The organism is Ruegeria sp. YTSA144 (genome assembly GCF_059610125.1).
The window spans coordinates 14,133-40,044 of sequence record NZ_JBXWNA010000008.1; the positions used below are offsets into that span (position 1 = coordinate 14,133).

The 25,912-nt window shown below is 59.2% G+C and carries 31 protein-coding genes; 14 read left to right on the forward strand and 17 right to left on the reverse strand.

Annotated elements, in window-relative coordinates; all coding sequences use genetic code 11:
• Positions 1 to 28 precede the first annotated feature (28 nt).
• The 8 genes from AC2FF8_RS16200 to yddG all read left to right on the forward strand — a co-directional run bounded on the left by AC2FF8_RS16200 (position 29) and on the right by yddG (position 6,988).
• Positions 29 to 415, forward strand: a complete 387-nt coding sequence (locus tag AC2FF8_RS16200) for a hypothetical protein (RefSeq protein WP_496880208.1) — start codon at positions 29 to 31, stop codon at positions 413 to 415.
• Positions 412 to 1,383 carry a sterol desaturase family protein gene (locus AC2FF8_RS16205; RefSeq protein ID WP_170346335.1) on the forward strand — a complete coding sequence of 324 codons (972 nt, stop codon included), beginning with the start codon at positions 412 to 414 and terminating at the stop codon, positions 1,381 to 1,383. The genes AC2FF8_RS16200 and AC2FF8_RS16205 overlap by 4 nt, the downstream gene beginning before the upstream one ends.
• A gap of 94 nt (positions 1,384 to 1,477) precedes the next feature.
• Positions 1,478 to 1,666, forward strand: coding sequence for a hypothetical protein (locus tag AC2FF8_RS16210; protein ID WP_170346334.1), 189 nt, complete (start codon positions 1,478 to 1,480; stop codon positions 1,664 to 1,666).
• Between the two features lie 103 nt (positions 1,667 to 1,769).
• Entirely contained in the window at positions 1,770 to 2,603 is an 834-nt protein-coding gene (locus AC2FF8_RS16215; RefSeq protein ID WP_257599937.1) for an EAL domain-containing protein, read from the forward strand.
• 190 nt (positions 2,604 to 2,793) lie between these two features.
• Entirely contained in the window at positions 2,794 to 3,969 is a 1,176-nt protein-coding gene (locus AC2FF8_RS16220) for an acetyl-CoA C-acetyltransferase (protein WP_171171189.1), read from the forward strand.
• Between the two features lie 186 nt (positions 3,970 to 4,155).
• Positions 4,156 to 4,878 carry an acetoacetyl-CoA reductase gene (gene phbB / locus AC2FF8_RS16225; protein ID WP_170346331.1) on the forward strand — a complete coding sequence of 241 codons (723 nt, stop codon included), beginning with the start codon at positions 4,156 to 4,158 and terminating at the stop codon, positions 4,876 to 4,878.
• Between the two features lie 299 nt (positions 4,879 to 5,177).
• The gene (locus tag AC2FF8_RS16230; RefSeq protein ID WP_496873781.1) at positions 5,178 to 6,125 is read left to right on the forward strand and encodes a transcriptional regulator GcvA; all 948 of its coding nucleotides are present in this window, start codon (positions 5,178 to 5,180) and stop codon (positions 6,123 to 6,125) included.
• On the forward strand, positions 6,122 to 6,988 hold the full coding sequence (gene yddG, locus AC2FF8_RS16235; protein ID WP_496880209.1) for an aromatic amino acid exporter YddG: 867 nt from the start codon (positions 6,122 to 6,124) through the stop codon (positions 6,986 to 6,988). Before AC2FF8_RS16230 ends, yddG begins: the two co-directional genes overlap by 4 nt.
• Here yddG and AC2FF8_RS16240 read toward each other — a convergent pair.
• From AC2FF8_RS16240 to AC2FF8_RS16250, 3 genes are all read right to left on the reverse strand, one after another.
• Positions 6,985 to 7,149 (reverse strand): YdcH family protein, encoded by a 165-nt coding sequence (locus tag AC2FF8_RS16240; protein WP_170346328.1) that lies wholly within the window; start codon positions 7,147 to 7,149, stop codon positions 6,985 to 6,987. The two genes, yddG and AC2FF8_RS16240, sit on opposite strands and share 4 nt — an antisense overlap.
• Before the next feature lie 115 nt (positions 7,150 to 7,264).
• Complete coding sequence (locus tag AC2FF8_RS16245) at positions 7,265 to 8,044, reverse strand: tRNA1(Val) (adenine(37)-N6)-methyltransferase (RefSeq protein WP_496880210.1); 780 nt, start codon at positions 8,042 to 8,044, stop codon at positions 7,265 to 7,267.
• Entirely contained in the window at positions 8,041 to 8,256 is a 216-nt protein-coding gene (locus AC2FF8_RS16250) for a putative signal transducing protein (RefSeq protein WP_152456800.1), read from the reverse strand. Before AC2FF8_RS16250 ends, AC2FF8_RS16245 begins: the two co-directional genes overlap by 4 nt.
• Before the next feature lie 56 nt (positions 8,257 to 8,312).
• Between AC2FF8_RS16250 and AC2FF8_RS16255 the strand changes: the two genes are divergently transcribed.
• The gene (locus tag AC2FF8_RS16255) at positions 8,313 to 9,311 is read left to right on the forward strand and encodes a polyprenyl synthetase family protein (RefSeq protein WP_257599934.1); all 999 of its coding nucleotides are present in this window, start codon (positions 8,313 to 8,315) and stop codon (positions 9,309 to 9,311) included.
• Here the strand turns inward: AC2FF8_RS16255 and AC2FF8_RS16260 are convergent.
• From AC2FF8_RS16260 to soxR, 4 genes are all read right to left on the reverse strand, one after another.
• Positions 9,304 to 10,125 (reverse strand): 4-(cytidine 5'-diphospho)-2-C-methyl-D-erythritol kinase, encoded by an 822-nt coding sequence (locus tag AC2FF8_RS16260; protein WP_496880211.1) that lies wholly within the window; start codon positions 10,123 to 10,125, stop codon positions 9,304 to 9,306. The two genes, AC2FF8_RS16255 and AC2FF8_RS16260, sit on opposite strands and share 8 nt — an antisense overlap.
• A complete protein-coding gene (locus AC2FF8_RS16265) occupies positions 10,115 to 11,785 on the reverse strand; it encodes a tetratricopeptide repeat protein (RefSeq protein ID WP_496880272.1) in 1,671 nt (556 codons plus the stop codon). The genes AC2FF8_RS16260 and AC2FF8_RS16265 overlap by 11 nt, the downstream gene beginning before the upstream one ends.
• A 145-nt stretch (positions 11,786 to 11,930) precedes the next feature.
• Entirely contained in the window at positions 11,931 to 13,577 is a 1,647-nt protein-coding gene (locus AC2FF8_RS16270) for an electron transfer flavoprotein-ubiquinone oxidoreductase (RefSeq protein WP_496873778.1), read from the reverse strand.
• A 136-nt stretch (positions 13,578 to 13,713) separates the two neighbouring features.
• A complete protein-coding gene (soxR, locus tag AC2FF8_RS16275) occupies positions 13,714 to 14,169 on the reverse strand; it encodes a redox-sensitive transcriptional activator SoxR (protein WP_496880212.1) in 456 nt (151 codons plus the stop codon).
• An 86-nt stretch (positions 14,170 to 14,255) separates the two neighbouring features.
• Between soxR and AC2FF8_RS16280 the strand changes: the two genes are divergently transcribed.
• The 3 genes from AC2FF8_RS16280 (at position 14,256) to AC2FF8_RS16290 (ending at position 16,348) form a co-directional block, all read left to right on the forward strand.
• Complete coding sequence (locus tag AC2FF8_RS16280) at positions 14,256 to 14,636, forward strand: VOC family protein (RefSeq protein WP_170346322.1); 381 nt, start codon at positions 14,256 to 14,258, stop codon at positions 14,634 to 14,636.
• A 231-nt stretch (positions 14,637 to 14,867) separates the two neighbouring features.
• Complete coding sequence (greA, locus tag AC2FF8_RS16285) at positions 14,868 to 15,338, forward strand: transcription elongation factor GreA (RefSeq protein WP_170346321.1); 471 nt, start codon at positions 14,868 to 14,870, stop codon at positions 15,336 to 15,338.
• A gap of 14 nt (positions 15,339 to 15,352) precedes the next feature.
• The gene (locus AC2FF8_RS16290; protein ID WP_257599931.1) at positions 15,353 to 16,348 is read left to right on the forward strand and encodes a hypothetical protein; all 996 of its coding nucleotides are present in this window, start codon (positions 15,353 to 15,355) and stop codon (positions 16,346 to 16,348) included.
• Here the strand turns inward: AC2FF8_RS16290 and AC2FF8_RS16295 are convergent.
• The 6 genes from AC2FF8_RS16295 to AC2FF8_RS16320 are packed head-to-tail and all read right to left on the reverse strand — an operon-like array spanning position 16,345 to position 21,601.
• Positions 16,345 to 16,938 carry a GNAT family N-acetyltransferase gene (locus AC2FF8_RS16295; protein WP_496880213.1) on the reverse strand — a complete coding sequence of 198 codons (594 nt, stop codon included), beginning with the start codon at positions 16,936 to 16,938 and terminating at the stop codon, positions 16,345 to 16,347. The two genes, AC2FF8_RS16290 and AC2FF8_RS16295, sit on opposite strands and share 4 nt — an antisense overlap.
• Positions 16,935 to 19,004 (reverse strand): molybdopterin-binding protein, encoded by a 2,070-nt coding sequence (locus AC2FF8_RS16300; RefSeq protein ID WP_496880214.1) that lies wholly within the window; start codon positions 19,002 to 19,004, stop codon positions 16,935 to 16,937. The genes AC2FF8_RS16295 and AC2FF8_RS16300 overlap by 4 nt, the downstream gene beginning before the upstream one ends.
• Positions 19,001 to 19,492 (reverse strand): molybdopterin-guanine dinucleotide biosynthesis protein B, encoded by a 492-nt coding sequence (gene mobB / locus AC2FF8_RS16305; protein ID WP_496880215.1) that lies wholly within the window; start codon positions 19,490 to 19,492, stop codon positions 19,001 to 19,003. Before mobB ends, AC2FF8_RS16300 begins: the two co-directional genes overlap by 4 nt.
• Positions 19,489 to 20,133 (reverse strand): molybdenum cofactor guanylyltransferase MobA, encoded by a 645-nt coding sequence (gene mobA, locus AC2FF8_RS16310; RefSeq protein WP_496880216.1) that lies wholly within the window; start codon positions 20,131 to 20,133, stop codon positions 19,489 to 19,491. The genes mobB and mobA overlap by 4 nt, the downstream gene beginning before the upstream one ends.
• A complete protein-coding gene (locus AC2FF8_RS16315; protein WP_257599928.1) occupies positions 20,130 to 20,666 on the reverse strand; it encodes a hypothetical protein in 537 nt (178 codons plus the stop codon). Before AC2FF8_RS16315 ends, mobA begins: the two co-directional genes overlap by 4 nt.
• A complete protein-coding gene (locus AC2FF8_RS16320) occupies positions 20,663 to 21,601 on the reverse strand; it encodes a formate dehydrogenase accessory sulfurtransferase FdhD (RefSeq protein ID WP_257599927.1) in 939 nt (312 codons plus the stop codon). Before AC2FF8_RS16320 ends, AC2FF8_RS16315 begins: the two co-directional genes overlap by 4 nt.
• On the opposite strand from AC2FF8_RS16320, the gene AC2FF8_RS16325 reads away from it, so the two are divergent.
• Both AC2FF8_RS16325 and AC2FF8_RS16330 read left to right on the forward strand, forming a co-directional pair.
• Entirely contained in the window at positions 21,600 to 22,316 is a 717-nt protein-coding gene (locus AC2FF8_RS16325) for an AzlC family ABC transporter permease (protein ID WP_170346316.1), read from the forward strand. The two genes, AC2FF8_RS16320 and AC2FF8_RS16325, sit on opposite strands and share 2 nt — an antisense overlap.
• On the forward strand, positions 22,313 to 22,645 hold the full coding sequence (locus AC2FF8_RS16330) for an AzlD domain-containing protein (protein ID WP_170346315.1): 333 nt from the start codon (positions 22,313 to 22,315) through the stop codon (positions 22,643 to 22,645). The genes AC2FF8_RS16325 and AC2FF8_RS16330 overlap by 4 nt, the downstream gene beginning before the upstream one ends.
• Here AC2FF8_RS16330 and AC2FF8_RS16335 read toward each other — a convergent pair.
• The 4 genes from AC2FF8_RS16335 to AC2FF8_RS16350 all read right to left on the reverse strand — a co-directional run bounded on the left by AC2FF8_RS16335 (position 22,634) and on the right by AC2FF8_RS16350 (position 25,875).
• The gene (locus tag AC2FF8_RS16335; protein ID WP_170346314.1) at positions 22,634 to 23,266 is read right to left on the reverse strand and encodes a hypothetical protein; all 633 of its coding nucleotides are present in this window, start codon (positions 23,264 to 23,266) and stop codon (positions 22,634 to 22,636) included. The two genes, AC2FF8_RS16330 and AC2FF8_RS16335, sit on opposite strands and share 12 nt — an antisense overlap.
• 17 nt (positions 23,267 to 23,283) lie before the next feature.
• Positions 23,284 to 23,418: an aa3-type cytochrome c oxidase subunit IV gene (locus tag AC2FF8_RS16340; protein WP_117870443.1), complete on the reverse strand. Its 135-nt coding sequence runs from the start codon at positions 23,416 to 23,418 to the stop codon at positions 23,284 to 23,286.
• Between the two features lie 89 nt (positions 23,419 to 23,507).
• A complete protein-coding gene (locus tag AC2FF8_RS16345; protein WP_496880217.1) occupies positions 23,508 to 24,047 on the reverse strand; it encodes a hypothetical protein in 540 nt (179 codons plus the stop codon).
• Positions 24,034 to 25,875 (reverse strand): glycerophosphodiester phosphodiesterase, encoded by a 1,842-nt coding sequence (locus AC2FF8_RS16350; protein WP_496880218.1) that lies wholly within the window; start codon positions 25,873 to 25,875, stop codon positions 24,034 to 24,036. Before AC2FF8_RS16350 ends, AC2FF8_RS16345 begins: the two co-directional genes overlap by 14 nt.
• Positions 25,876 to 25,912: the final 37 nt, after the last annotated feature.

A 25,912-nucleotide genomic window follows, 5' to 3' on the forward strand; every position in this document is an offset into this window, starting at 1 on the left:
CTTTGCACTCTGCGCTCAGGAGGATGGAATGCCACTTGAAGTTCTACTGGCGCTGGTCGTCGGCGGCATAGCTGGCGTCACCCTGTTATTGCATCTCACCGGCAGGTCGCAGCAGGTGATGCTGACGCCCGACACTGCACGCTCACAATGGGCACGTCACTTTCCGGACGACGATGTGGTCGATGTCACGGTTTCCCATGATGGCCACGCCGCGGTGGTGCGCACCAGTACCGGCAATGGGTTGCTTTGGTCCTTCGGGGCCGACACCGTGGCGCGGCATCTGCTGGACTATGATCTTCTGGATCATCCGGAAGGCTTTGAGATTCTGTTTCACGAATTCTCGGTGCCCAAAACACTCATCCGACTGGACGAATTCGAACGCCATCACTGGCGTGACCTGATGGAGCCCGCATGACAGACCAAATTAGTTTTCCCGATGCGGTACAATGGGCCGTTCCTTTTTTCATCGCAGCAATTCTGGCCGAGTTTCTGTGGATCGCAGTCAAAGGCAAAGGCGGGCGCTATGAAACACGCGATGCGGTGACCTCTTTGATCATGGGCGCCGGAAACATCGCGTCGGGCTTTTTGCTGGGCTTTATCGCCTATGCGTTTTTCATGTGGCTGTGGCAAATCACGCCGATGAACCTGGGCACGTCAATTCCGGTTATCATCCTGTGCTTTGTCCTGGATGATCTGCGGTATTACTGGGTCCATCGCTTTGGCCATCGCATCCGCTGGGTCTGGGCCAGTCACGTAAACCATCACAGTTCACAGCACTACAACCTGACGACCGCGCTGCGGCAGACCTGGACCTATACGTTCACTTTCATGATGGTCGTACGCGCCCCGCTGATCCTGCTTGGGTTCCATCCGGCGATGGTTCTGTTCGTCGGCGGCCTCAATCTGATCTATCAGTTCTGGATTCACACCGAAGCCATCGGCAAGATGCCCCGCTGGTTCGAGGCGGTAATGAACACGCCCAGTCACCACCGCGCCCATCACGGCCGCAACGCGCGCTATCTGGATTGCAACTATGCCGGGGTGTTCATCATCTGGGACAAGCTGTTCGGCACCTTCGTCCCCGAGCAGGAGGACGACCGGGTGGACTATGGTCTGGTGCACAATATCGGCACCTTCAATCCCCTGCGGGTGGCCTTTCACGAATGGGTGGCCATCTGGCGCGACGCGACCCAGCCGGGCCTGACCCTGAAACAGCGGCTGGCCTACTGCTTTGCCCCACCGGGGTACAGCCACGATGGCAGCCGGGACAGTTCGGAACAGATCAAGGCCAAGCATCTGGCGCGCCATCCGGAAGATCGCGGAACGCCAGGTTTTGAGCATCTGGACAAAAAACTGCCCAGCGGACAAGCAGAACAGGCCTGAAACGGCCGGCTGAACCCTGCTTGTGCCTTGAAACTCGGCCATTCAACGCCATATCGGTCGACAGGCGCCGTGTATTGAGTGAGCGAGGGTCGGTATGAATCGTTTGGCAACCATTTCAACCTTTTTCGGCCTGTTCGGCCTGTTGATGGCCATGCTCGCAGCCCTTGGGGGCGCCGTTTCAGCCCTGATCGCGCTGGGTTTTGCAATGATGGCCCTAGGTGCGATGGGCGCAATACTTGGCGCCGCAGCCTCTTTGGCGCGCGCTTGGCAATCCACCCGCTGAGCCCCCGAGGCGGAAATTTTTCCGACCCCTTAACCGCAGATTCATCTCTTTGCCCCGAGACTGTGACCGGACACCTGTCCCGGACACATGGGAATCCGCGCTTATGGGAAACAAAAAACTGGCACATCTGCCTGAAGGGTCGGACAGCCCGTTGAATGCGGCAGTTTCGACACGGGATCGTTCGGTTGTGCAGATGGCAACCGATGCCGTGAAGCATAAGCAATGCAAACTGGCCTTTCAGCCGGTGATACAGGCGCACGCCCCTTACAGTGTCGCGTTTTACGAAGGGTTCATTCGGGTTCTGGACGAAACCGGCCGCGTCATCCCGGCCCGCGAATTCATGCCTCAGGTCGAAAACACGCCTATCGGCCGCGAACTCGACTGCGTGGCGCTGGAGCTTGGGCTGCGTACCTTGGCGAAGAACCCGGAAATACGCCTGTCGATCAACATGTCAGCCCGCTCGATCGGTTATTCCAACTGGTCGAGAATACTGGACAGGTTTCTGAAACGAGATGCCGGCTTGGGCGAACGGTTGATCCTCGAAATCTCCGAAAGCTCGGCCATGCAGGTGCCCGAGTTGGTTGTCGATTTCATGGACCGATTGCAGGATCGTGGCATCGCCTTTGCGCTGGATGACTTTGGTGCCAGCAACTTCAGCTTCCGCCATTTTCGCGAGTTTCTGTTCGACGCAGCCAAAATCGATGGACAGTTCGTGCGGGGCATCAGCACCGACCCCGACAACCAGACATTGGTGCGGGCGCTGATCGCGGTGGCCCGTGAATTCGAAATTCTGGTCACGGCCGAATCGGTTGAAACGCAGGAGGATGCAGCGTTTTTGGTGGCAAGTGGCGTGGATTGCCTGCAAGGATTCTTGTATGGCGCACCCAGCGTCGCGGAACCCTGGAAACAGGAAAACAAATCAAAAACAGGAAGTTGATTGCCTGCTCATCGACATTTTCCCACCTTTTCCGACACTGAGACAAGCTGCCCGTTGCTGCAAGTGCAGCGTTGCGCTATTGCAAGGGTACTTGAGCGGGGGATCACGGGGCGCTCTTGTTTCGAGAGGACACCTCTTGACCTGCGCCGTCAGAAATTCCGCTGGCCCATGACGGTAAAGGACTGATCATATGACCAACGTAGTAATCGCATCCGCCGCACGAACAGGTGTCGGCAGCTTCAGTGGTTCGTTTGCGAACACCCCTGCCCATGATCTGGGCGCTGCCGTCCTGGAAGCAGTTGTCGAGCGCGCCGGAGTGGAAAAAGGCGAAGTCAGCGAAACCATCATGGGTCAGGTTCTGACTGCCGCCCAAGGCCAGAATCCCGCGCGTCAGGCGCATATCAATGCCGGCCTGCCTCAGGAAAGCGCCGCATGGGGCATCAATCAGGTTTGTGGCTCGGGCCTGCGCGCCGTTGCTTTGGGCGCCCAGCATATTCAGCTGGGAGACGCGGAAATCGTCGCTGCTGGTGGTCAGGAAAACATGACCCTGTCACCCCACGCCGCCGCGCTGCGCGCCGGTCACAAGATGGGCGACATGAAATACATCGACACGATGATCCGCGATGGTCTTTGGGATGCTTTCAACGGCTATCACATGGGTCAGACTGCCGAGAATGTTGCAGAGAAATGGCAGATCAGCCGCGAAATGCAGGATGAATTCGCCGTCGCTTCGCAGAACAAAGCCGAAGCAGCCCAAAAGGCCGGCAAGTTCGCGGACGAAATCGTGCCCTTCACCATCAAGACCCGCAAGGGCGACATCGTGATGGACAAAGACGAATACATCCGTCATGGCGCAACAATGGAAGCCATGGCCAAACTGCGCCCGGCCTTCATCAAGGACGGTTCGGTCACCGCAGCCAACGCCTCGGGATTGAACGACGGTGCGGCCGCGACACTGCTGATGTCAGCCGAAAACGCCGAAAAGCGCGGAATCGAACCTCTTGCACGCATCGCGTCCTATGCGACCGCCGGTCTGGACCCGTCGATCATGGGCGTCGGCCCGATCTATGCATCGCGCAAAGCGCTGGAAAAAGCAGGCTGGTCGGTTGACGATCTGGACCTGGTCGAAGCCAACGAAGCCTTTGCCGCACAGGCCTGCGCCGTGAACAAGGATATGGGCTGGGATCCGTCGATCGTGAACGTAAACGGCGGCGCCATTGCCATCGGCCATCCGATCGGTGCTTCGGGGTGCCGTGTTTTGAACACCCTGCTGTTCGAAATGAAACGGCGCGATGCGAAAAAGGGTCTGGCGACCTTGTGCATCGGCGGCGGCATGGGCGTTGCCCTGTGTGTGGAGCGCGACTAAGCGCTTTGACAATCAAATAGAATTAGGCGCCCAGTTGGGCGCCTTTTTTGTTACATTGAGGTTCTAACCCTTGGATGCGACGATATTGCCGCCCGGAAACCAAGATTCACGACGAAACAATATTGCGCACGATCATCTCTCAGAGTAACAGCATTACCAAGACGACTAAAATTGAAGGAGTCATAAATGGCACGAACAGCTCTCGTAACCGGCGGTTCCCGCGGCATTGGCGCAGCAATTTCCAAGGCGCTCAAAGCCGAAGGGTATAACGTTGCGGCCACCTATGCGGGGAATGACGAAGCCGCTGCAAAATTCACCGAAGAAACCGGGATCAAGACCTACAAGTGGAACGTCGCGGATTACGACGAATCCAAAGCGGGCATCGAACAGGTCGAAGCCGAAGTTGGCCCCATCGATGTGGTCGTCGCCAATGCAGGCATCACCCGCGATGCTCCGTTCCACAAAATGACCCCCGACCAGTGGAAGGACGTGATCGACACCAACCTGACCGGTGTGTTCAACACCGTACACCCCATCTGGCCCGGCATGCGCGAGCGCAAGTTCGGCCGTGTCATCGTCATCAGCTCGATCAACGGTCAGAAAGGCCAATTCGCTCAGGTGAACTATGCTGCGACCAAGGCCGGCGACCTGGGCATCGTGAAATCTTTGGCGCAGGAAGGCGCGCGGGCGGGCATCACTGCCAACGCGATCTGCCCCGGCTATATTGCAACCGAAATGGTCATGGCCGTGCCCGAGAAGGTGCGCGAGTCCATCATTAGCCAAATCCCGGCCGGCCGCTTGGGTGAGCCAGAGGAAATCGCGCGCTGCGTGGTCTTCCTGGCATCGGACGATTCGCAGTTCATCAACGGTTCGACGATCTCGGCCAACGGTGCGCAATTCTTCGTCTGATCCAGACTTGTGAACAAAAAACGGGCCGGTCCCTTTGGGCCGGCCCTTTCTGATCCCGTAAGAACGCGCGCGCTGCGATCAGCGGGAACCGAATAACCATCCCCAAAACTGCCAGACCACCCGGCTGCGCTCTTGATGGGCACGCAGGATCACCATCTGGGCGGCGGGATTTGTCGTCATCTCGATCATGGCAGTCTCCTTTTTCAAATCAGTTTTATTTGACCTGATGTTAATATGAGGGTTACGAATGAAAGCGACAAACGAGCTTTCTTGGATCTTCAGTTAAGATTTACTTCACTATGAGTGACTATCTTCCTCCGCTGACCGCGTTGCGTGCTTTTGACGCCGCGGCCCGGCACATGTCTTTTGCGAAGGCGGCGGAAGAGCTGCATGTGACACCAGCTGCCCTGTCCTTTCAGATCAAGTCGCTTGAAGAACACCTTGGACGTCCGCTGTTCCGCCGCCTGAACCGCGCCGTAGAACTGACCGAGGCGGGCCGTGCCCTTGCGCCCGGTGCGGCAGAAGGGTTTGCCACCTTGCAATCCGCGTGGCGCGCAGTGCGCAGACAGGAAGATGACACAAGCCTGACCGTCACCGCGGGCCCTGCTTTGACCGCCAAGTGGCTGGCGCCGCGGCTCTATGAATTTGCCCGGGCGCATCCCGAGATCGATCTGAAATTCTCGGCCACGCTACGCAACATGGATCTGGAGCGGGACGATGTGGATGTCGCCATCCGGTTCGGGAATTCAGCCGATGACGGGCTGTATTCCGTTCCCGTCAGAAAGGAATGGCTGACCCCTGTCATGACCCCGGAGTTGGCGGAACAATTCACCACGCCGGAAAGCCTTGAAGCGGCCCCGCTGATCCATGACGATTCGATCAGTTTTCTGACCCCGCCCTGCGATTGGCCCGCTTGGTTCCGTGCCGTGGGAATGGATTTTACCCCGACCCATGGCGCGCATTTTTCCAATGCAGATCACGCGATTGATGCCGCTGTTGCCGGTGTCGGCGTGGCACTGGGGCGACGCGCCATGATTCTCAAGGACTTGACCGAAGGCCGCCTGGTTGCACCGTTCAAGGTGGCACTGGAAACACAAGGCCGGTTCCGGTTTCTTTGCCTGCCGGGGGCCGAAAAGAAACCTCAGATCGCAGCGTTTCGCGATTGGTTCCTGACCGAGATTGAAAAAACCGCGCATATATCGGATGAGTTCAAAATCATACCGATTGAAGAGGTTTCCCACCCATGACCAAAATGCGCGCAACGGCCATCGGTTTCGTAGCTGTCTTGCTATGGGCCTTGCTGGCGTTGTTCACCGTCGGGTCGGCGCCTACGCCGCCCCTGCTGCTGAACACGATCTGCTTTTCGATTGGCGGTGCGCTTGGGCTTGTCTGGGCGATGGTGACAGGTGGTCTGAGCGATCTAAAGCGAGTCCCCTGGACGACCTACCTGTTTGGCGCATTGGGCCTGTTTGGCTATCACGCGCTGTATTTTTCGGCCTTGCGCATGGCACCGGCTGCCGAGGCCGGGCTGATCGCTTATCTCTGGCCTTTGCTCATTGTGCTTTTGTCGGGGCTTTTGCCAGGTGAGCATCTGCGTATCGGTCACCTGATCGGCGCCTGTCTTGGATTTGCAGGTGCCGCTGTGATCATCGCCGGAGGCGGCGGTGCGGGCTTTCAGGCCCAATACCTGCCCGGATATGCACTGGCCTTGCTGTGCGCAATGACATGGTCGGGCTATTCCGTTCTATCACGCAGATTGGAGGGCACGCCGACGAGTTCCGTCGCAATTTTCTGCCTTGCGGCTGCGCTCGCCTCGGGGCTGCTGCATCTGGCGGTGGAAGACACTGTACTGCCCGATACGGCACTGGGCTGGGCGTCGGTGCTGGCGCTCGGCCTTGGACCCGTCGGGCTGGCGTTCTACGTCTGGGACATAGGCGTCAAGCAAGGCGACATACAAATCCTCGGAACCTCATCCTATGCGGCCCCGTTGTTGTCGACCCTAGCTTTGGTGGTGGCCGGGATCGCCGCCCCATCCTGGGGGCTTGCGATCGCGGCCTTCCTGATCACCGGCGGAGCCTTGATAGCGGCCCGCGCCAGCCTGAAAACTTAAGCAGACAGGCGTTCGATCTCTTCTTTCAGCTTGAGCTTCTGTTTTTTCAGCTGAGCAATATGGAGATCATCGATACCTGGCGAGCGTTGGGCTTCTTCCACTTCCAGACCGAGAGATTCGTGCTTTTTCTTCAGTTCCGTCAGATGTGCGCTCACGCTCATTGCGATCCTCCTTGTTTATGTGTCTGTATGTCACGTAAGAATTTGACCACATCGTTTCCACCCTGTCACGCTGCAGACGCACAGAATCTGTAACAAATCCGACAAATTCGGCTGGTCATTGCCGATGGCACAAGTTCCGAGGCAACGGAGCGGCCTGTCGAAGCACGGCAGAGACCGCCTCGGTATAGCTGTCACCGTCCTTTTCGTGGCGCTCACCGGCGTGCAGAATCAAAGGCGCATGCAGACGAAATGCCGCGCGTCCCCCTTTGCGGGCGCTCAGGATGACCAGCTCGGCCTGGCGGCCCGCCCGCGCGCTGAGCGGCAGCACCTCGATGGAACCCAGTTTCCCCTCACATGCCGACAGCATATCGGGAAGACGGTCGGCTTTCTGGATCATGTGCAAGAACCCCCGAGGGGCAAGGCGTTTGGCCGCAACAGTGATCCAGTCGATCAGCGGCGTATCTTCGCCCAGGGCAATGCTCCGCCCTGTGTCGCTGGCGGGGCTATGCGCCCCTGCACGGTAATAGGGCGGGTTCGCGATAACGTGATCAAAGTGACGCTGTCGGAGGTCATCAGGCAAAGCGTTCAGGTCAGCCTCGATCACGTCCAGATCACAGCCGTTGATTTCCGAGTTGCGGCGGGCCAGATCCGCATAGGCCGGTTGCAATTCGATCCCAACCAATTGCAGCCCCGGTACCCGCGCGGACAGGCACAGAATGGCGGCCCCCGCGCCACACCCCAGCTCTAGCACGGTTTGCCCGGCCTTTGCAGGGACGGATGCGGCAAGCAGAACAGGGTCTACCCCGGCGCGGTAACCTGACGCAGGTTGCAGCAATCGCACCCGACCACCAAGGAAATCGTTGCACGTCAATTCATTGTCGTCGAAGCGCATCATCGGCCCAGCGGGATCTCGTTGTCGCGCATCACACGCTCGGCCCGGGTCAGGTCTTCGGACCGAACCATCAGACGTCGGGGGAATATTCCGATACCACCTTCGAGGATGCTCATATTTACGTCCATCTGAAAGCAGTCTATATCCTCGCCCTCAAGGAGAGCGGATGCAAAGGCCAGGATCGTCGGATCGGTACTGCGCAACAGTTCTTTCATGGGGATGGATGTAAGGGCAAGGCGAGGCGAAAGTCGAGCCTTGTATCAGGAGTGTGATGACCGTCGACATGATCTCAAAACCGCATGAGCGTCTCGCTGAAATTCTGGCGGGTGAGATGGAGGCCGTGAACGGGCTGATCCGCACGCGGATGGCGTCGGACCATGCGCCACGTATCCCCGAAGTGACGCAGCACCTGGTCGAAGCCGGTGGAAAACGCCTGCGCCCGATGCTGACACTGGCCGCAGCACGCCTGTTTGGCTATTCCGGCGACCACCATGTGCGCCTTGCGGCGACGGTCGAGTTCATCCACACCGCCACCCTGCTGCATGACGACGTCGTGGATGAAAGCGCACAGCGACGGGGCCGCCCGACCGCCAATCTGCTGTGGGACAACAAATCCAGTGTTCTGGTTGGCGACTACCTGTTTTCACGCAGTTTCCAATTGATGGTGGAAACGGGCTCGCTTCGGGTTCTGGATATCCTGGCCAATGCCTCTGCAACCATTGCCGAAGGCGAAGTGCTGCAAATGACGGCCGCAACCGATCTGCGTACGGATGAAAGCGTTTATCTTCAGGTCGTGCGCGGCAAGACGGCGGCCTTGTTTTCAGCCGCGACCGAAGTGGGCGGCGTGATCGCAGGCGCCTCGGAAGAGCAGGTCAAAGCGCTTTTCGCCTATGGCGATTCCCTGGGGATCGCGTTCCAGATTGCCGATGACCTGCTGGATTATCAGGGCGACAGCAAAGCGACCGGGAAGAATGTTGGCGATGACTTCCGTGAACGGAAACTGACCCTGCCCGTCATCAAAGCCGTGGCGCAGTCCACGCCGGAAGAACGCGCCTTCTGGGAGCGCACGATCGAAAAAGGCCGCCAACAGGACGGGGATCTGGATCAGGCGCTGGGTCTGATGAACAAATACGCCACGCTGGAAGAAACCCGGCAAGACGCCTTGGGTTGGGCAAACAAGGCCAAAGCCGCTTTGGATGTATTGCCTGACCACGAAATTCGCGGTCTGCTACGCGAATTGGCCGATTACGTGGTTTCACGTCTCAATTGAGCTGCGTGGCGCGGCACCACCAATCAGGATGGGCTGCGCCGACCTCATAGGCGGCAAAATGCGCGTCTTTCATCGTCGGATACAGCGCAAAACAGGTTGATCCTGACCCTGACATGCGCACCACGAGCGCGCGATTGGTCATCTTCAACTCGTCCAACACCTGTTCAATCTCAGGTGCGACGTTCATGGCGGGCAGTTCCAGATCGTTGCCTTGATTGCGCAGCCACTGGGCGCACTCATCGGCATTGTCAAACTCAGGCGTGATTTCAGGCATTGGCGGATTGTCTCTGATCGCCAGCGCGTTGAAAACGGCACCGGTGGGCACCAGTGCATTCGGGTTGACCAAAAGGGCGGGCAGGCGCGGAAGGTTCACCGCCGTCAAACGATCACCAATGCCCTGCATTCTGATCGCCCGACCTTCCAGGCAGACGGGGACATCCGCCCCCAATGACAACGGCAGGCCCTGCGGGAGGTCGTAGCCCTGATCTGCCAGGGCCCCAAGCGTGGCCGCAGCATCAGACGACCCTCCACCAATGCCCGCCCCATGGGGCAAGGACTTGGTCAGTTGAATATGACCGGTCCAACCGACAGCTTCTGCCGCCCTCCAGACCAGATTTCGGCTGTCCGTGGGGACTCCGCCGGCAAACTCGCCGCGCACGTCCATGGACAACTCGGGGCCGGGGCTGAATGTCAGCCGATCACCCAGATCGGCGAATACAACCAGCGAATCCAACAGGTGATAGCCGTCGTCTCGACGGCCGGTTACATGAAGGGTCAGGTTGATCTTGGCGGGCGCAAACGCCTTAATTTCCATTGGCGACTTTCAATGGCTCCGAACCTTCTTCGGCCAGAACGGCATCCAGCCCGACTTCGATCTTGCGCCGGATCCGATCCGGGTCGGCTTCGCCGTCCGTGTCTTCCGGATCGATAAAGGATAGGGCGCGACGCCACTGGAACTCGGCCTCGCGCGCGCGCCCTACAGCCCAATAGACGTCACCCAGATGATCGTTGACCACTGGATCCACCGGCATCAGCTCAACTGCACGTTCCATATGTTCGACGGCCTCGTCGTAACGCCCCAGACGGAACAGAACCCAGCCCAGACTGTCCACGATATAGCCACTGTCCGGACGCGCAGCTACGGCGCGCTCGATCATGTCCAATGCTTCGTCCAGCTTTTCCTTGCGCTCTACCAGCGAATACCCCAGGTAATTCAGAACCTGGGGCTGATCCGGGTTCAGCTCCAGCGCCCGGCGGAAATCAGCTTCGGCCTGATCCCAGTGCTTCAACCTTTCATGGCTGATTCCTCGCGCGTAATGCAGGAACCAATTCCCACCCGCCGCGCTGTCCGTCAGGGCGATCGCAGTGTCATAAGAGGCCACGGCAGCGGCATAATTTTCCTGTCGGCGCTGCAAGTCTGCCAAAGCGACATGCACGCCCGGAAAATCAGGGTCCTGCGCAGCCAGGTTTTGCAACACCTCGACGGCCGCATCGGTTTTTCCCGAACGGTCCAGAACTTCGGCCCGGCCCAATTCGGCTGCATGGTGATCGTTGCTGTCCGCCGGGACCAGGCGGTACGCTTCAACCGCCAAATCATATTGCTGCAAGTTATCCAGCAGGTCCGCACTCAGCAAAATGGCATCCACATGATCGGGGCGCAGGAAACTGGCCAGGCGTGCGTAAAGCAGAACGTAATCGGGCGAAGCTTCGCTGTTCAACGCGGCACCGACGGTGAAAAAAATCTCGGCCATGCCGTCCTGAGCGGATCGGACATGAGTGAACGGCAATGTTTCGCCCGCCGCCAACTGTTTCAAATACGCCTCGATGGTCGGGTCACTGCCCGCCACAAAAACATTGTCCAGAAACTGAATGGCGTCTTCGTTGCGATCCAGCTGTGACAGAATCTCGGTGCGGGCCAAGGCGGCACGACGAGAGAACCGGGCAACCGTTCCATCATTGTCCGCAAGTATCGCCTCGGCGCCTTCGAAATCACCGATAGACGCCAAAGCCATCGCCTTGTGGTAAAGCGCGAATTCCCTGAGACCATCCTGTGTGGCGACGGAATCGAACTGTTCCATCGCTTTCGTCATCTCACCCTGTCCCAGATGGGCCCAGGCGATCATCAGGCCGTCAACAAGGGGGCCAACTCCCTGTGTTTCAGGGTCACGGGCCAGCAGGTCGTCAAATTTCCCATCGGCGATCAGATTGGCCGAAATCACCATACGCGCAGCCTGGCTGGGCAGGTTGGCTTCTTCGATCTGCTGGGCGATCGGCAGCGCGCGCGCCACTTCCCCCAAAGCGATGCGCGCGACGACAACACTTTCCTGCAACAGCGCATTTTGGGGATCAAACCTGAGGGCCTGAGCGTAGTACCTTTCAGCGGCAGAATAGTCGTTTTCGTAAATCGCCTGCCGCCCGGCCAGATATGACCCGGCACCCGTTTCCGAATAGGCCGGAACTGCGACCGACGACATGAACAGCACGGACAAAGCCGCGCGACGAACCAGGGAAAACACCGAAATCCTGCCTTGCTATCGTTGACTGAGGGGTAAGCTAGGGCTTCGGCAGGCAAGAGGCAATGGCAGAGCCTTCACAGCGCCGCCATTGCCCGTTTTTTGCTTACATGTTCGGATAGTTTGGACCGTCGCCGCCCTGCGGTGTGGTCCAGGTGATGTTCTGGCTGGGATCCTTGATGTCGCAGGTTTTGCAATGAACGCAGTTCTGGAAGTTGATGACGAATCGCGGACCGCTCTCATCCTCGACCACTTCATAAACACCGGCCGGGCAATACCGCTGCGCCGGCTCATCGTATTTCGGCAGGTTGACCTTCACGGGGATTTCCGGATCGGCCAGACGCAGGTGGCAGGGCTGGCTTTCCTCGTGGTTCGTCGCTGCGAACGAGACATTCGTCAGACGATCGAAGGACAGCGTTCCATCCGGCTTTGGGTAATCGATTGGCTGGTGCTTGCTGGCATCCTCGGTCGATTCCGCGTCGTTCTTGCCGTGACCCAGCGTGCCGAACAGCGAAAAGCCCAGCGTGTTGGTCCACATGTCCAGACCACCCAACATCAGGCTGGCGGTCAGGCCCCACTTCGACCACATCGGCTTGACATTGCGAACCTTTTTCAGGTCGGAACCAATCGCGCCATTGCGAACTTCGGTCTCGTAAACCGTCAGTTCATCGCCCGAACGCTCGGCCTTGATGGCGTCATAAGCAGCTTCGGCCGCAGCTTTGCCCGACAGCATCGCGTTGTGGTTGCCTTTGATGCGCGGCACGTTGACCATGCCCGCCGAACAGCCCAACAGCGCCACGCCCGGAGCAACCAGTTTTGGCATCGACTGATAGCCGCCTTCCGTAATCGCGCGGGCGCCGTAGGCCACGCGCTTGCCGCCTTTCAGCAGATCGGCCACCATCGGGTGGTGCTTGAACCGCTGGAACTCCATATAGGGGTACAGGTGCGGGTTCTTGTAGTTCAGGTGAACCACGAATCCGACGTAAACCTGATTGTTTTCAAGGTGATAAATGAAGGACCCGCCGCCAGCGTTGCTGCCCAACGGCCAGCCCATCGTGTGCGTCACGCTGCCTTCCTTGTGCTTGGCAGGGTCGATCTCCCAGATCTCTTTCATGCCGACACCGTATTTCTGCGGCTCTTTGCCGGCAGACAGATCGTATTTGGCAATCACTTCCTTGGACAGCGACCCACGGACACCTTCCGACAGGAAGACATATTTGCCGTGCAGCTCCATCCCCGGTTCGGTGTTGGGGCCATAGGAACCGTCTGGTTCCAGACCGAAGACACCGGCAACAACGCCTTTGACCTCGCCATTTTCGCCATAGACCATTTCCGAGCACGCCATGCCCGGGAAGATCTCGACACCCAGTTCTTCGGCCTGTTCCGCCATCCAGCGGCAGACATTGCCCATCGAAACGATGTAGTTGCCGTGGTTGTGCATCAGGGGCGGCATCGGGAAGTTCGGGATACGGACCTGACCCGCCTCACCCAGCATGTAGAACTTGTCGTCTTTCACGGGCACATTCAGCGGCGCGCCTTTTTCCTTCCAGTCCGGTATCAGAGCATCCAGACCACAGGGGTCGAGAACCGCGCCTGACAGGATATGCGCGCCAACCTCCGAACCTTTTTCCAGAACCACTACGTTCAGGTCGGCATCCAGCTGTTTCAGACGGATGGCCGCAGACAGGCCCGCAGGACCTGCACCCACGATCACCACGTCATATTCCATCGCTTCGCGTTCAATCTCGGCCATCGCGGGCTCCTTAGCTAACTTTCCGAATTGGCGCTGTCACCGCATGATCTGCGCAATTTTGTTTCACGGCTGATTACATGGTCACAAAGACATTGGTCAATCGAAACACGGCGTAACAAGGGCGCTATTCGACACATCAACCTTCCGGTGTGTCCCCCATCAGGTATCTGGGACCGCTACCATGCGATTTTGCCCGGTCATCGGGGTTGTAAAGCGCGCATTTCGGCAGGCTCAGACACCCGCATCCGATGCAGCCATCCAGATTGTCGCGCAACCGCGTCAGGGTGTCGATTCGCTGATCCAGATGGGCCCTCAGCTGTACGCTGATCGCCTTCCAGTCCTGAGGCGTCGGCGTGCGGTTTCCGGGCAGGCCCGACAACACCTGCCGGATTTCAGGCAGGGTCAGGCCGAACTGCTGCGCAATCATCACAAAGCTCAGCCGCCGAATATCGGCCCGTTGGTAACGTCGCTGCCCGCCCGCGTTGCGCCAGGGCGAAATCAAACCCTGCGCTTCGTAGTACCGGATGGCCGAAACGGCCAGACCTGTGCGCCGGGCCAATGCGCCAATCGCCAGCCCCTCTGATACCACCATCAAACCCTCACGAGAAATACCTTGACCTAAAGTTAGGTTTAGAAATTACGCTGAGTCGGGACAAGCCAAAAAACACAGGAGATCCCATGATGGCGACGCTTGAACACACCAATTTCACTGTCCGCGACCCGCAGGCCTCGGCCGGTTGGATGCAAAAGGTCTTTGGCTGGAAAACCCGTTGGGAAGGCCCTGCAATTGCCGGTGGATACACTGTGCATGTCGGCTCGGCCCATACGTATCTGGCGCTGTACAAACCTGACGACCCGAAACAGTCGGATGAAAGCAGCTATGATGTGATCGGCGGGCTGAACCATGTCGGTGTTCTGGTCGAAGACATAGATGCCACCGAAGACAAGGTTCGCAAGGCGGGATTCGAGCCCCACAACCACGCCGATTACGAACCAGGGCGCCGGTTCTATTTCCGCGATGACAACGGGATCGAGTTCGAAGTGGTGCAATATGATTGAGATGATTTGGCTTTGCACCCCATCGCAGCGTTGGCGCAGGTCGCGGCATCCCGATCATCGGCACAGGCCCCACCCCAAATCAAAACGGCGCGAAGTCGCGAATTGATCGCTGCTGACGCTGTCACCTCTTGCAATTCACGTGGCATTTGGGTCAGGTAACTGCCAATCTAACATTCGCCCCGACGCTCCTGTGCGGCGGGGCTACTCAATTTATGCGTGGACGTAGAGAGTATGGAAAAGATCCCGATGACGCCTGCGGGCAATGCCGCGCTCGAGGCGGAGCTGAAGAACCTCAAATCCGTTGAACGCCCGGCGATCATCGAAGCCATCGCCTCGGCGCGCGAGCTGGGCGACCTGAAGGAAAACGCCGAATACCATTCTGCCCGTGAAAAACAGGGTTTCATCGAAGGTCGCATCAAGGAACTGGAAGGTATCCTGTCGCTGGCCGATGTCATCGACCCGGCAAAACTGTCGGGCGCGGTCAAGTTTGGCGCAAAAGTCACATTGGTCGACGAAGATACCGATGAAGAAAAGACCTGGCAGATCGTTGGTGAATACGAGGCCAATATCGAAAACGGCCTGCTGAACATCAAATCCCCCATCGCCCGCGCCCTGATCGGCAAAGATGAAGGGGACAGCGTCGAAGTGCGCACACCCGGCGGCGTGCGCTCTTACGAAATCCTGAGTATCGAGTACGCCTGACCGGAGCGCATGTAATGTCGGGGCCAAAACCTGACCCGGAAACCGAAAAGCCGACGTCGCTGGGCATCTATGATCGCCCGAAGACTCCGGCTGTCACCGAAATCGAGATTGCCGCACTTGTGCTCAGCCTGATCTGGCTGGTGGTGTCGGTCGTCTTTCTCGTGCTGCCTGGTCAGGGGCAGAACGGTGGCCTCGTCGTCACCTTTCTGGCTGTATTCATGCCTGTGGCGATGATCTGGGTTGCGGCCACTGCGATGCGTGCCAGTCGGGTGATGCGAGAGGAAAGTGAACGCCTGCAAACGGCAATCGACGCGATCCGGCAGGCCTATGTGGCGCAGCAGCAGCGCGCCTCCAGCACTTATGAACCTGCGGTGACCAAAAAGCTGGATGAAATCGCTGCGGCCACACGGAAAACCGAAGACGCCTTGGCAACGTTCTCGACCACACGCACAGCGCGCTCTGCCGCGGCCTCGCAGCCTTCCGCTCAGGGAGACCAGACCTCGTTGGAACTGGGCACACCTGCGGAAGAGATCACACCACCACTGAGTACCGAGGTTTTCATCCGTGCCCTGAATTTCCCCGAAACGCAGGATGACACCGAGGGGTTCAATGCGCTGCGTGTTGCATTGAAGGACCGCAAGACGGCAAAGCTTGTGCAAGCTTCGCAGGATGTTCTGACGCTGCTCAGCCAGGAAGGCATCTACATGGATGACCTGCGCCCCGACATGGCCCGGCCAGAAATCTGGCGCCAGTTCGCCCAAGGCACACGCGGGCGCGCCGTGGCGGCGCTGGGGGGTGTGCGCGACAGATCTTCATTGGCGCTGACAGCGGCCCGAATGAAGCAGGACCCGATTTTCCGCGACGCCGCGCACCATTTCCTGCGTCGGTTTGACAAGATGATAGCCGAGTTCGAACCCACGGCCAGCGATGCGGAACTGAGTGAATTGGGTGAAACCCGAACGGCACGCGCATTCATGTTGCTGGGCCGCGTGGCAGGCACGTTTGATTAATCCGGCCCGACAACCCACGACATTTTGGTCGCGCTGCGGAAATTGAACAGATACTTCAGTGGTCCGGTTTTTTCTTGACCCAGGGGCTGGAACCCCTCGCGTTCGTACAAGCTGCGGGCGCGGGGGTTTGTGTCGATGACATCAAGCTGAACCTCTGACATGTTGCGGTTGCGGGCCTCGGACTTGATGGCGTTCAGCAATGCCGTGCCCACTCCTTTGCCGCGCGCCTCGGCGGCGACAAAAATACCGTCCATCTGGAACACGCCCGGTTTCAGCTCGCGCTCCAGCACGCTCAGAACCAAGGCGCGCCAGATCGCCCCGAACCATCCATAAACCCGCGCAAGGTCGGACATGCTGCCCCCTGAAAAGGCTCCATCGCGCGTCTTGAATCCTGCCAGGCCCAGCATCCGCCCTGTTTCATCCCGCGCAACCAGCGCGAAATCCGGGTTCAATGCGATTTCAAAGAAAGCCAATCCTTTTTCGTCCGGCCCCATGACTTTGCCCAGCTTGGCCGCAAATGCCTGCCAGAACAGTGCCGCCGCCTGCGCGCGTTCCTGATCGGCGAATCCTCGTGAAATCGTGACCGTCACACGCCGAAACTTCCATAAGGAAGGAACCGGACCATATCGCCCGGTTTGACATGGCGCGCACCATCTTCGATTTCAACCAACCCTTCAGCCCAGCTGAGGCCACTGATCCGGCCTGACCCTTCCGAGTGGAAGACCTCGGCCCGCCCATCCCGCATTCTGGCACGCAGATATTCCCGACGACCGGGCTTCTTGCGCTTTTCAAAGGCGGCAGGCACTTCGAAACCTTGCGGTTCAGCCCAGCCTTCACCGGACATCAACCCCAAGGCCGGACGCGCGAAGATCAGTGTACAGACCATGGCGGCAACCGGGTTTCCGGGCAGGCCGAACACCGGCACGCCGGACCACAAACCCAAAGCCAGCGGCCGCCCGGGTTTCAACGCAATGCGCCAGTGCTGCATCGCCCCGGCCTGACGCAACAGGGCCGAAACATGGTCTTCGTCACCGGCTGACGCGCCACCGCTGGTCAAAACCACATCAGCCCGTTCTGCGGACTGGTCCAATCGATCCCGCAAGGCGTCGCGATCATCCGAAACACGCCCCATGTCCACGGGCACGAAGCCCATACGGTCGATCAAGGACAGCAGCATCGGGCGGTTGGCGTCAAAAATCTGACCCGGACCTGCGCGCTCTCCGGCTTCGACCAATTCATCACCCGTAGAGACCACGGCCACGCGAAGCGGTTTGCGCACGTTGACTTCGGCGATCCCCACGGCAGACAGCAGCGCAAGATCGGCGGGGGTCAGCCTGCGCCCGGCAGAAAGAGCGATATCGCCTGCGGCCACATCTTCTCCCGCGCGCCGTGTGTTGGCGCCTTTTTTCAGCGGGCCGTGGAAGGCAATGTGGCCGTCCTTGACCGTGACATCCTCTTCCAGAATGACCGTGTCGACACCGGCAGGCAGCGCCGCCCCCGTCAGCACGCGCAAGGCACGGCCTTCAGGCACGTCACCGTCGAACGGGATCCCTGCCGCCGCGCGCCCGTCAATCAATGGCATGATCTGCGGGCCATCTGGGGCGGGACCGGCAAACCCGTACCCATCCACGGCCGTATTGGGAAGCGGCGGGTTCGAACGTCGTGCGACCACATCCCCGGCCAGAACGCGCCCGCACGCCTTGGTCAGCGCCATCGTCTCAGATGCGGTAATCGGGTGCAGCCTGTCACGCAAATAGGCCAGCGCCTCATCCACCGGTGTCCAGTTGACCCCGGCGGGCAAGGCAAAACAATCGTTCCGCAACGGGGGCGGGGCTATGTTCGGCTTGTCCTGAGGCACACCCAATATCCAACCTTCCTCTGCCGCTGAGACGTTCAATTGCGCATCCAACTCCTGCTCTGTCAAACCCGACAGAGTCAAGGCGACCTGTTCAACCTGCCATTCATCTTTGATCCGCCCTTCCGGAGGCGCGCCCAAGGTCAGAGACGGCCAGATTTCCACGAAGGCGACTGGTTTATCCAGCGGTTCGAACGGCCAGACCGAGATTTGCCCGGCAAACCGATGGCGAAGCCGGTTCAGAACCGGAAGGCCCATCATCACCTGCCCGCCCACTGCACCCGCACCCGCCATCTGCCAGCAGGTGAAACTGCCCTTTGCCAAAGTCTCCACGGCACGACGGTTCGGGAACGGGTTGGAATAGTCCGATTTGGTGCGTGGCAGGCCGTCAATATCTCGGCGCAGTCCATTCATCCAGAACGGGCCACGGCCGCCAAACTGAAGGTTGATCCGACCCGCCAGATCAAAGCGGTTGTTGGCCTTCGGGGAATCCTCGATATGTTGGTCGAACCAATCCCACAACGCCAGCGGATCGTCCGTTCCGGTCATCGCCCGCGCGAAGCCGCATGGATATCCAAAAGGAAAATCGAACCCAAGAAGCAGACGGCGACCGGCCATCAGTTCGGCGTGGATCAGAGCATCCAACCATTGCTCTGCAACCAGCCTGTTACGCAGGTATTTGGGGTCAAGCGCTTTTCCATTACGTACAATGCAGGCCCAGATCGCATCCTTGCGCCGGGTCGGTCCGGTGTCGTTTCCGCCAGACCAATCCACCATTGCAAAGGTCTGGAACTGGCTCACAATCCGACCTCTTTCAGGATGAAGTCAGCAATCCCGGCGGTATCATCCAGATCATAGACCGGGCGGTCCAGATCCAGCGCGGTGTCGCTGGCCACCGCGCGGATGGTGCCGTTTCCCGGTGCCATCAGCGCATTGCCCGCCGCTGCGCGATACGCTTCGATCTTGGGGTGGTCCTCGCGCTTGAACCCTTCGACCAACACCAGATCGACCGGCGAGAGCCGCGCCAGCAGCTCGGCCAGCGGCGGTTCAGGCGCGCCCCGCAATTCCTGCATCAAAGCAATACGTTGCCCCGAGGCAAGCAATACCTCGCTGGCCCCTGCCACGCGGTGCCGGTGACTGTCGGTGCCCGGCTGATCCACATCGACGCTGTGATGCGCGTGCTTGACCGTAGAGACCGCGAATCCCCGGCCTGTGATCTCGGCCACCAGCCGTTCCATCAGCCCGGTTTTGCCGGCATTCTTCCAGCCCGTGACGCCGTAAACCCTCATGCCTGCTCCAACAAGGTTCGGGCGCGATCCAGATCTTCAGGCGTGTTGACGTTGAAGAAAGGATCGAACGGGTCGGCGCTGAACAAAGCCTCGCGCCCGTCATGTTTGTCGGTCCACAGCACCACCTTGCGCAACCCGTCCATCAGCGCCGCCCGCAGATCATCGCGCAGCGCAACGGGCCAAAGCCCGAATGTCGGGTGTCGGTTGACCCGCTTGCCGCCACCGGATTTCAGCGCCTCGTCACCCGTACGCGGCGTGGTGGCCAAGACCAATGGGTGTACCTGCCCTTCCGCAGCCTGCGTCAGTCGCGCCACCAGATCGCGCGGGAAGAATGGCGTGTCCGCGGCAGCTGTCACGATGCTGTCCGCCCCCTGCTCTGCCGCCCAGTCGAGCCCGGCCAGCACACCGGCCAGAGGCCCGGCGAACCCTTCGATCGTATCAGGCAGGACGGGCAGGCCCAGATCAGCGAACCGCCCAGGGTCGCCATTGGCGTTCAGCGCCAGCCCATCGACCTGTGGCACAAGCCGGTTGATCACATGAGACAGCAGGCTCTGCCCCCCGATCTGCAACAGGCCCTTGTCGCCGCCGCCCATACGGGTGGCCTGCCCGCCTGCGAGAATGACGCCAAGCGGTTTGGTCATGATGGGTCCTCGATGTCCGGCCATTTTCGAAATTTCTCCAGCGGTGTGAAAATCCAAACCCCGCTGCCCGCACCCAGCAAGATGAAACACAGGCTCAAAGGAAGTCCGGAAAAACCGGCCAAGACATGGCTCAAGCGAATGAAAGCGAAAAAGAGCACCAAAACCGCCACTGGCGCGAAAAACGACCAGAAATAGCACCGATACCTGCGGAGTGATCGTCGGATCTCGTCGGGTAATACAACTGAGTCCGGTAAACCTTGAAGGAGGATACGTTGCAATACGGCGCTTTGTTTTTGCACCGCCAATCCCCAAGCCGTCCACCCCATCCGGAATGGGGCAAACAGGTCAAATGTGCCGATATAGTCTCTTGCTTCCCATCCCAATCGATCCAGAGTTTCCTCGTCCAACCGTGCCATGCCGTCTACGATTGTCCGTTTGCTGCGTGCGTAGTTTCGCGCAGCAAGAATGCTCAGCGGCAAGATACCGACCGTCACAACAAACAGGAAAAAGGGTCTAAGGGTTTCCAAAATCATCCTGCACTTTTCCGGCGGTGTTTCCTGTCTTCGACAGCAACGGTTGACGGGTCCACGTCGCGCAGCAGGCGGTCGTCGCCCGACAGGCAGACAAAGCGCTGCCCGCGCATCCGCCCGATCAGCGTCAGCCCGACCTCGCGCGCGATCTCGACACCCCATGCGGTGAAGCCCGAGCGGGAGGCCAAAACCGGGATTCCCATCATCGCCGTTTTGATCACCATCTCGGATGTCAGGCGACCGGTGGTATAGAGGATCTTGTCCTCCGCCGCCTCATTCTCGGACAACATCCAGCCTGCAATCTTGTCGACGGCGTTATGACGGCCCACGTCTTCCATATATACCAGCGGGCGGTTTTCGCGGCACAAAACAGTGCCGTGGATTGCCCCGGCCTCGAGGTACAGCGACGGAGTGCGGTTGATTTTGGACGCCAGGTCGTACAGCCACGACGTCCGCACCTGAACCTGCGGCAATTGCACGTCTTCAAGACCTTCCATCATGTCGCCAAACACCGTACCTACGGCACACCCGCTGGTGCGGGTCTTTTTCTTCAGCTTGTCCTCGTAAGACGTCTGGCGCGCGGTGCGGACAATCACAGTTTCAAGATCGTCGTCATATTCCACGCGCGTGATTTCGTCATCCGCCAGCAGCATCCCCTGATTGCGCAGAAAGCCCAGCGCCAGGTATTCGGGGTAATCGCCAATCGTCATCGCCGTCACGATTTCCTGCGAATTGAGGAATATGGTCAGCGGGCGCTCTTCAACCACCGAAATCTGGCTGATTTCACCGTTCTGGTCCACGCCCTCGACCGCGCGGGTCAGGCGTGTCGCGCCCGGATCAGGGGCGATAAGATAGTCCGACAGATCGAATTCCGTGGCCAATTGCAACCCCTTCCCAAGACAGTTACTGCTGCACACATCACCATAGGATTTAGACATGGCCTCTGCCACATCCAAGTCATACTTCTGGAAAGGTTTTCGGGACGGGACGCCGTTTATCTTCGTCGCCGTGCCCTTTGGCCTTCTGTTCGGTGTTTTCGCAACCGAAGCCGGGCTGACCCTTGTCCAGACGATGGCCTTTACATCGACCGTTTTTGCCGGAGCAGCGCAGTTCGCGGCCCTGCAACTTTTGCAGGACAACACCCCGACCGTGATCATCATAATCTCGGCGCTGGCGGTGAATCTGCGCATGGCGATGTATTCCGCATCGCTGACACCTTACCTGGGTTCCGCGCCCATGTGGCAGCGTGCCTTTGCGGCATATCTGACCGTGGATCAATCTTATGCCTGCTCCATCGTGCGGTTCGAGAAAGAGCCCGACCTGTCAGTGCCGCAACGCATGGCCTATTTCGTGGGCTCTGTCACGCCGATCACACCGCTCTGGATTCTGGGTACGTATCTGGGCGCAGTGCTGGGTGCGCAAATACCGGAAAGCTGGGCGCTGGATTTTGCCCTGCCTATCACCTTTCTGGCCATGATAGGGCCGATGATGCGGACCTTTGCACATGTGGTCGCGGCCCTTGTGGCCATCACGGTATCGTTGCTGACCGTCGCAATCCCGTTCAATCTGGGTCTGTTGATTGCCGGATGCGCTGGAATGATTGCCGGAGCGCAAGCGGAACTGATCCTCGAACGTGGAAAGACGCAGTCATGACGCAGCCGGATTCCGTCACCATCTGGGCCATTATCATCGGGCTTGCCATCGGCAGCTATGCGCTGCGCTTTGTTTTTATCGGTTTTGTAGGTGATCGCCCGATGCCGCCCTGGCTGCTGCGTCACCTGCGATATACAGCGGTGGCCATCCTTCCTGCATTGATCGCACCGCTTGTTGTCTGGCCATCGGCCACCGAAGGACAGCCCGATCTGCCCCGCATGTCGGCGGCGGCTGTTGCCCTGGTGGTGGGAGTGATCAGCAAAAACGTGCTGGCGGCCATCTTTTCCGGGGCCGCCACGCTCTATGGTCTGCTGTATCTACTGAGTTGAGGAAGCGTTCAGCTGGTTGAGACGCGCATTGTTTGCCGCCAAACCTTTTTGCAGATCCGCATCGTCATTTTCCCGGTATTCTTCGGTCACGACGCCCGGAATCTGTGCGAACTGTTCCGACAATTTCACCGGATAGAACGTCACATCGATCTGCTCGAACCCCGGCACCTGTTTCAAAAGTTGCGATGTCGCATTGGTGCAGAACGCGCCAGCCACCGGACCGGATTGCTTTGCCAGTTGCAAGGCGATTTCAGCCTGTTGCGGGCTCACCTGGATGGTCTGTATGCGGGCATAATGCGTCTCGCGCGCGTGCGAGCTGCGATAGGCCCGCTCGACCGCCGGGGTAATGCCGTAAAGCACATCATCCTTCACCGGAACCACATCCGCCCGGAACGAACCGGCAGGGTCAAAGATCACCCGCTCGCTGCCCGAAATCATCAGCGACGTATGTGCGCCCGATCCGGTGCGAGTGCTGATCATCGTGTACAGCGTCAGCGTCGATGGCCCCGGATCACGGTAGGACCGGGACACGATTTCGTTCCGATCCGCCTGCGGACGGCTTGAATTGGCGCAACCCGCCACTGTCGCTGCCAGCAAGCAGGCAATCAATATCCTGAGCAAGTCAGCCCCCGAAACGATTAGGAGGCGAATACCGCCAGGAACAGGCACAGAAAGGCAATGGCGACCACACACCACGTGGTGGCTTTGATGAAACCGTTGAATGTCTTGGTTTGGACCGTGATGTCCATTTCGCCGTGCTTGTATTCAGCCATGAGTCTCAGATTCCCAATTCGCGTGTTTGATCTGTTGGATAATGGAAAACACAACGCCTGTCACCACGTCTTTCACACGCAAGATGCGCTTACTTGAGAACCGAGCAGCCTGGATACCCGAAACCCCACCGCCAGGGCAGGCCGCTGCACGGCCCGCCACCGAATCGCACCGCCCCATACATTGCATCCGCAGTTATCGCGTGCACGCTGCGAATCTGGTCAGGTGTCATGTCGTACCGGTCGGCATAATCTTCTGCATGACGGTCTCCGTGCTCTACCACACAGGCGTGCAAGGCGTCATCCGCAGCCAGACGTGCGTCAAAGCTTTCCTCGGCCGTCTCCGCTCCTCCTGCATTGTGATAAGCCCGGTCATGGGTCACGCAGCAGTACTCCCACGGGGGGTGTTCTTCGTATAGCTCGCCGACTTGTGGGAACTGCTTTGCCACCCAGCGCCAACTGGCTGACAACCCGCCCGAACAGCCATCGGTTTCAAACGACGTCAGTTCGGCGCCCTCGCTTTGCTCGATCAGGGCGCGGTGGCCCGGCATTTCAATTCCGCGCATCAGATCCTGCGCCCATGCCGACAGCGGCAGCATGGCCAGAATCAGCGCCAGTTCAAGGGCTTTCATCGCGCATCGCCTCTGTATCGACCCGCAATCCGAACGTAGTGGCCAGCCACAGCAACAGCCGCTCGCCCGGCCCCATTTCAGCGCGTACACGCAAAACCTCATTGGCCATGGCCGGACGGTCAGTGATCAGACCATCCACCCCCATCGAGGCCATTCTGGACATCTGCAACGGATCATTCACCGTCCAGACGTAGATATCCTTGCCGGCGTCCTGCACCTTGCGGATCAGCCCGGGTGTCACCATGCCTGCATTGACGGCGACAAATTCGCCTTCCAGCCCCGACAGATCCCCAATGGCCGTGGCCGCCAACACACCAGAGCGCCAGTCGGGCCGCACCTTTTCCATCTTTTGCACGGCCGGGTATTTCAGCGACATGGTGGCAACGTCGTTCTGCATCCCAAGCTCTTCGACAAGGCCGATCACCCGGTTTTCCAGATCGACGTCGTGACCATAGTATTTCAGCTCGATAAGGACCTTGGACTTGCCCCTGGCCGCTTCCAGAACCTCTCGCAGGGTCGGGGTCCGCTCTGCGGCGTATTCCGGCCCGAACCAGCTTCCAATGTCGATATCAGCCACATCCTGCATCGTCGCATCCCAGACCTTCAGGTTGACGCCGGCCAACTTCATGAAATCGCTGTCATGGGCCACGACAACCACATCATCCGCCGTTTCCTGAACGTCTATCTCAACCCAGTCCGCACCATCCTCGATCGCTTTCAGAACCGAGGCCATTGTATTTTCCGGTCGCAAAGCCGCAGCGCCCCGGTGACCGATGACCTCGGCATGATCCGGCGCCTGCACCCGTTCCAGCAGGCTTTGGCCAAACCAAAGACCAATGCCCAATGCCGCAAGGGCCGCTGCGACAGTCACAAGAACCGGTACGCGGATCCTTCGGGGTTCGGGATGGGGAACTTCTTTTGCCTCGGCTTCGAAAAACGCGTCCAGCAAGACCGCCAGCGCGCCCAGCGCCGTTGCCGCCAGAACCAATCCCGCCAAGGACCAAAGCCCCGCGATGATCAGGCTGAGGATCAATGCCAGTCTGAGACTGCCGCCTTCCTGCACCGGCACAACCGCAAACAACAGACTGGCCACCGCCGCAATCAAAGCCGCAATCACAAGCCGCAGTCCCAGCCAAAGGGCAAGCTCGATCTTCAAGCGCCCGCGCTTGCCTTCCATCTTTTGTTCGCTTTTGGCGAATGCTCCGCGTGGTGAGGCCCCTTCAAACAGAACCAGATGCAGCGCCAGCGCCCACCCGGACAGACGGCGGATCAACACCCATGCCAACGCGAGACCGACAAGCCCGATCAGAACCACAGCCACCTGAAAGGCCGGAGGGTGGAATGTCAGGTAATAATTGATGTCATATTCCGTCAGCGTCCACCACGCGATCAACCCCGCGATGGCCACAAACGGCAAGGCAAGCAGCAGAACGCGCAGGATGAAACGAACGGCAAACCCGAACAGCGCCGGAAAGCGGGACAGGTTCAGTGCCAGCGCCGCGCTTCCTGCGCGCCAGGGGTCGCCTTCCCCCATACGCAAGGACCCGGCCATGACCGCGAACACAAGCACCTCGGCCAGCAAGAACAGACTGAGCACCGTGACACCCGCGATGAACCCGGCAGGAGACAGCAGGAACATCGCAATGTCCTGATCGGTCAGAGCGGTCTGATTAGACAGAGAGACCGCCAGATTGACGGCCACGGCCACACCCGGCGCGATCAGCGCCACCAACAGCAAGCGCACAGCGATGTAGATTGGCACAAAGACACGGCGCCGGGCCCAAGCCTCGGCGTAGGCATGTGTTACTGCTTGAAAAAATCGTGTCACGTGGGCGCCTCCGGACTGATGCAGTCATTCAAAGGCG

Coding starts and splice junctions, on each gene's coding strand:
- AC2FF8_RS16245 (WP_496880210.1), bottom strand. CDS start 8,044: ATGATGCGCTTCGACGACAATGAATTGACGTGCAACGATTTCCTTGGT.
- AC2FF8_RS16210 (WP_170346334.1), top strand. CDS start 1,478: ATGAATCGTTTGGCAACCATTTCAACCTTTTTCGGCCTGTTCGGCCTG.
- AC2FF8_RS16240 (WP_170346328.1), bottom strand. CDS start 7,149: ATGAGCGTGAGCGCACATCTGACGGAACTGAAGAAAAAGCACGAATCT.
- AC2FF8_RS16230 (WP_496873781.1), top strand. CDS start 5,178: ATGAGTGACTATCTTCCTCCGCTGACCGCGTTGCGTGCTTTTGACGCC.
- AC2FF8_RS16220 (WP_171171189.1), top strand. CDS start 2,794: ATGACCAACGTAGTAATCGCATCCGCCGCACGAACAGGTGTCGGCAGC.
- AC2FF8_RS16280 (WP_170346322.1), top strand. CDS start 14,256: ATGATGGCGACGCTTGAACACACCAATTTCACTGTCCGCGACCCGCAG.
- AC2FF8_RS16270 (WP_496873778.1), bottom strand. CDS start 13,577: ATGGCCGAGATTGAACGCGAAGCGATGGAATATGACGTGGTGATCGTG.
- soxR (WP_496880212.1), bottom strand. CDS start 14,169: ATGGTGGTATCAGAGGGGCTGGCGATTGGCGCATTGGCCCGGCGCACA.
- AC2FF8_RS16215 (WP_257599937.1), top strand. CDS start 1,770: ATGGGAAACAAAAAACTGGCACATCTGCCTGAAGGGTCGGACAGCCCG.
- AC2FF8_RS16265 (WP_496880272.1), bottom strand. CDS start 11,785: ATGTCGTCGGTCGCAGTTCCGGCCTATTCGGAAACGGGTGCCGGGTCA.
- AC2FF8_RS16320 (WP_257599927.1), bottom strand. CDS start 21,601: ATGTCTAAATCCTATGGTGATGTGTGCAGCAGTAACTGTCTTGGGAAG.
- AC2FF8_RS16340 (WP_117870443.1), bottom strand. CDS start 23,418: ATGGCTGAATACAAGCACGGCGAAATGGACATCACGGTCCAAACCAAG.
- AC2FF8_RS16250 (WP_152456800.1), bottom strand. CDS start 8,256: ATGAAAGAACTGTTGCGCAGTACCGATCCGACGATCCTGGCCTTTGCA.
- AC2FF8_RS16255 (WP_257599934.1), top strand. CDS start 8,313: ATGACCGTCGACATGATCTCAAAACCGCATGAGCGTCTCGCTGAAATT.
- yddG (WP_496880209.1), top strand. CDS start 6,122: ATGACCAAAATGCGCGCAACGGCCATCGGTTTCGTAGCTGTCTTGCTA.
- mobB (WP_496880215.1), bottom strand. CDS start 19,492: ATGAGGGTTTACGGCGTCACGGGCTGGAAGAATGCCGGCAAAACCGGG.
- AC2FF8_RS16200 (WP_496880208.1), top strand. CDS start 29: ATGCCACTTGAAGTTCTACTGGCGCTGGTCGTCGGCGGCATAGCTGGC.
- AC2FF8_RS16290 (WP_257599931.1), top strand. CDS start 15,353: ATGTCGGGGCCAAAACCTGACCCGGAAACCGAAAAGCCGACGTCGCTG.
- AC2FF8_RS16330 (WP_170346315.1), top strand. CDS start 22,313: ATGACGCAGCCGGATTCCGTCACCATCTGGGCCATTATCATCGGGCTT.
- AC2FF8_RS16205 (WP_170346335.1), top strand. CDS start 412: ATGACAGACCAAATTAGTTTTCCCGATGCGGTACAATGGGCCGTTCCT.
- mobA (WP_496880216.1), bottom strand. CDS start 20,133: ATGACCAAACCGCTTGGCGTCATTCTCGCAGGCGGGCAGGCCACCCGT.
- AC2FF8_RS16345 (WP_496880217.1), bottom strand. CDS start 24,047: ATGAAAGCCCTTGAACTGGCGCTGATTCTGGCCATGCTGCCGCTGTCG.
- AC2FF8_RS16325 (WP_170346316.1), top strand. CDS start 21,600: ATGGCCTCTGCCACATCCAAGTCATACTTCTGGAAAGGTTTTCGGGAC.
- AC2FF8_RS16260 (WP_496880211.1), bottom strand. CDS start 10,125: ATGGAAATTAAGGCGTTTGCGCCCGCCAAGATCAACCTGACCCTTCAT.
- greA (WP_170346321.1), top strand. CDS start 14,868: ATGGAAAAGATCCCGATGACGCCTGCGGGCAATGCCGCGCTCGAGGCG.
- phbB (WP_170346331.1), top strand. CDS start 4,156: ATGGCACGAACAGCTCTCGTAACCGGCGGTTCCCGCGGCATTGGCGCA.
- AC2FF8_RS16315 (WP_257599928.1), bottom strand. CDS start 20,666: ATGATTTTGGAAACCCTTAGACCCTTTTTCCTGTTTGTTGTGACGGTC.